Here is a 3,244-nt window from a genome sequence, read left to right on the forward strand (position 1 = left end):
CGCAAGTGACTGACTTGCTTGAGATTTCCAGGTTCGCCTCGAGACTTCTCGCTTGACAGTGACGCCGGATTCGGTAGAATGCGCCGCACCTCGAAAGGCCCCTGATGACGCCGCGGTTCAAGGCGCTGTCAGCGATTGTCAGCTCGATTGAGACCTTGACAATCACGGCGCTTTCGGTAGAATACGCCTTCCTCGTCGGGCGCTTCGGCAACGACGAGATGCTCTTTAACAATCGATCAGGTAATTCATGTGGGCGCTTGCCCGCGATAGGGGTGCCAGTCACGACCTATCAAGGCAAGCGACTCGTCAAAGACCTTCGGGTCTTTTTGAGAACGTTTTAGTCTTGAACCCAGTTTGGTCCGCTCAACGGACTATCAGACTTTCAACTGAAGAGTTTGATCATGGCTCAGATTGAACGCTGGCGGCAGGCCTAACACATGCAAGTCGAGCGGCAGCACGGGAAGCTTGCTTCCTGGTGGCGAGCGGCGGACGGGTGAGTAATGCATAGGAATCTACCCAGTCGTGGGGGATAACCTGAGGAAACTCAGGCTAATACCGCATACGTCCTACGGGAGAAAGCGGGGGCTCTTCGGACCTCGCGCGATTGGATGAGCCTATGTCGGATTAGCTGGTTGGTAAGGTAACGGCTTACCAAGGCGACGATCCGTAGCTGGTCTGAGAGGATGATCAGCCACACCGGGACTGAGACACGGCCCGGACTCCTACGGGAGGCAGCAGTGGGGAATATTGGACAATGGGCGCAAGCCTGATCCAGCCATGCCGCGTGTGTGAAGAAGGCTTTCGGGTTGTAAAGCACTTTCAGCGAGGAAGAAAGCGTGCCGGCCAATACCCGGTACGGACGACATCACTCGCAGAAGAAGCACCGGCTAACTCCGTGCCAGCAGCCGCGGTAATACGGAGGGTGCAAGCGTTAATCGGAATTACTGGGCGTAAAGCGCGCGTAGGCGGCGTGTCACGCCGGGTGTGAAAGCCCCGGGCTCAACCTGGGAACGGCATCCGGAACGGGCAGGCTAGAGTGCAGGAGAGGAAGGTAGAATTCCCGGTGTAGCGGTGAAATGCGTAGAGATCGGGAGGAATACCAGTGGCGAAGGCGGCCTTCTGGCCTGACACTGACGCTGAGGTGCGAAAGCGTGGGTAGCAAACAGGATTAGATACCCTGGTAGTCCACGCCGTAAACGATGTCGACTAGCCGTTGGGTCCCTTGAGGACTTAGTGGCGCAGTTAACGCGATAAGTCGACCGCCTGGGGAGTACGGCCGCAAGGTTAAAACTCAAATGAATTGACGGGGGCCCGCACAAGCGGTGGAGCATGTGGTTTAATTCGATGCAACGCGAAGAACCTTACCTACCCTTGACATCCTGCGAACCCGGAAGAGATTCCGGGGTGCCTTCGGGAGCGCAGAGACAGGTGCTGCATGGCTGTCGTCAGCTCGTGTTGTGAAATGTTGGGTTAAGTCCCGTAACGAGCGCAACCCTTGTCCCTATTTGCCAGCGATTCGGTCGGGAACTCTAGGGAGACTGCCGGTGACAAACCGGAGGAAGGTGGGGACGACGTCAAGTCATCATGGCCCTTACGGGTAGGGCTACACACGTGCTACAATGGTCGGTACAAAGGGTTGCGAAAGCGCGAGCTGAAGCTAATCCCGAAAAGCCGACCTCAGTCCGGATCGGAGTCTGCAACTCGACTCCGTGAAGTCGGAATCGCTAGTAATCGTGCATCAGAATGGCACGGTGAATACGTTCCCGGGCCTTGTACACACCGCCCGTCACACCATGGGAGTGGACTGCACCAGAAGTGGTTAGCCTAACTTCGGAGGGCGATCACCACGGTGTGGTTCATGACTGGGGTGAAGTCGTAACAAGGTAGCCGTAGGGGAACCTGCGGCTGGATCACCTCCTTAAACGACGGTGCATCCCTACCGGGTAAGCGCTCACAATGAATTACCTGATCGCGTAGAGCAAATGCTCTTTAACAATGTGGAATAAGCTGACAAAGCAAGACGATACGTCTCAAGCGTATCCGGCAAAATCGTGTTCGTCGCCCGACCAGTCCCTTTGGGGTTATATGGTCAAGCGATGAAGCGCATACGGTGGATGCCTAGGCAGCCAGAGGCGATGAAAGACGTTGTAGCCTGCGATAAGGCTCGGTGAGGTGGCAAACAACCTACGACCCGGGCATCTCTGAATGGGGAAACCCACCCAGCACAAGCTGGGTATCCCACCCTGAATCCATAGGGGTCGGGAAGCGAACCGGGGGAACTGAAACATCTAAGTACCCCGAGGAAAAGAAATCAACCGAGATTCCCTGAGTAGCGGCGAGCGAACGGGGACTAGCCCTTAAGTCAATGCACGGTTAGGTGAACGGCCTGGAAAGGCCGGCCATAGTGGGTGATAGCCCCGTAACCGAAAACCCGCATTGGTGAAATCGAGTAGGTCGGGGCACGTGAAACCTTGACTGAAGACGGGGGGACCATCCTCCAAGGCTAAATACTCCTGGCTGACCGATAGTGAACCAGTACCGTGAGGGAAAGGCGAAAAGAACCCCGGCGAGGGGAGTGAAATAGATCCTGAAACCGTATGCGTACAAGCAGTGGGAGCACGTTGCGACGTGTGACCGCGTACCTTTTGTATAATGGGTCAGCGACTTATATTCAGTGGCGAGCTTAACCGACTAGGGGAGGCGTAGGGAAACCGAGTCTTAACAGGGCGCAGAGTCGCTGGATATAGACCCGAAACCGGGCGATCTATCCATGGCCAGAGTGAAGGTCAGGTAACACTGACTGGAGGCTCGAACCCAAGTATGTTGAAAAATGCTGGGATGAGCTGTGGATCGGAGTGAAAGGCTAATCAAGCCCGGAGATAGCTGGTTCTCCTCGAAAGCTATTTAGGTAGCGCCTCACGTATCACCGTCGGGGGTAGAGCACTGTTTCGGCTAGGGGGCCATCCCGGCTTACCAACCCGAGGCAAACTCCGAATACCGATGAGTGCAGCGTGGGAGACACACAGCGGGTGCTAACGTCCGTTGTGAAAAGGGAAACAACCCAGACCGTCAGCTAAGGCCCCCAAATTCTGGTTAAGTGGGAAACGATGTGGGAAGGCTTAGACAGCTAGGAGGTTGGCTTAGAAGCAGCCATCCTTTAAAGAAAGCGTAATAGCTCACTAGTCGAGTCGGCCTGCGCGGAAGATGTAACGGGGCTCAAACCAGATGCCGAAGCTACGGGCTC

2 rRNA genes (1 of these 2 cut by a window edge) are annotated in these 3,244 nt (G+C 55.7%); both read left to right on the top strand.

The window, feature by feature from the left end:
• The first annotated feature begins 383 nt into the window (after positions 1-383).
• Positions 384-1,921 (top strand): 16S ribosomal RNA (locus C8E00_RS16550).
• A 166-nt stretch (positions 1,922-2,087) separates the two neighbouring features.
• Positions 2,088-3,244, top strand: a 23S ribosomal RNA gene (locus C8E00_RS16555) (it continues 1,830 nt past the right edge of the window).
• Together the 16S and 23S rRNA genes form the textbook arrangement of a ribosomal RNA operon.

The sequence above is a fragment of the Chromohalobacter marismortui genome (assembly GCF_004364315.1).
GTDB lineage: Bacteria > Pseudomonadota > Gammaproteobacteria > Pseudomonadales > Halomonadaceae > Chromohalobacter > Chromohalobacter marismortui.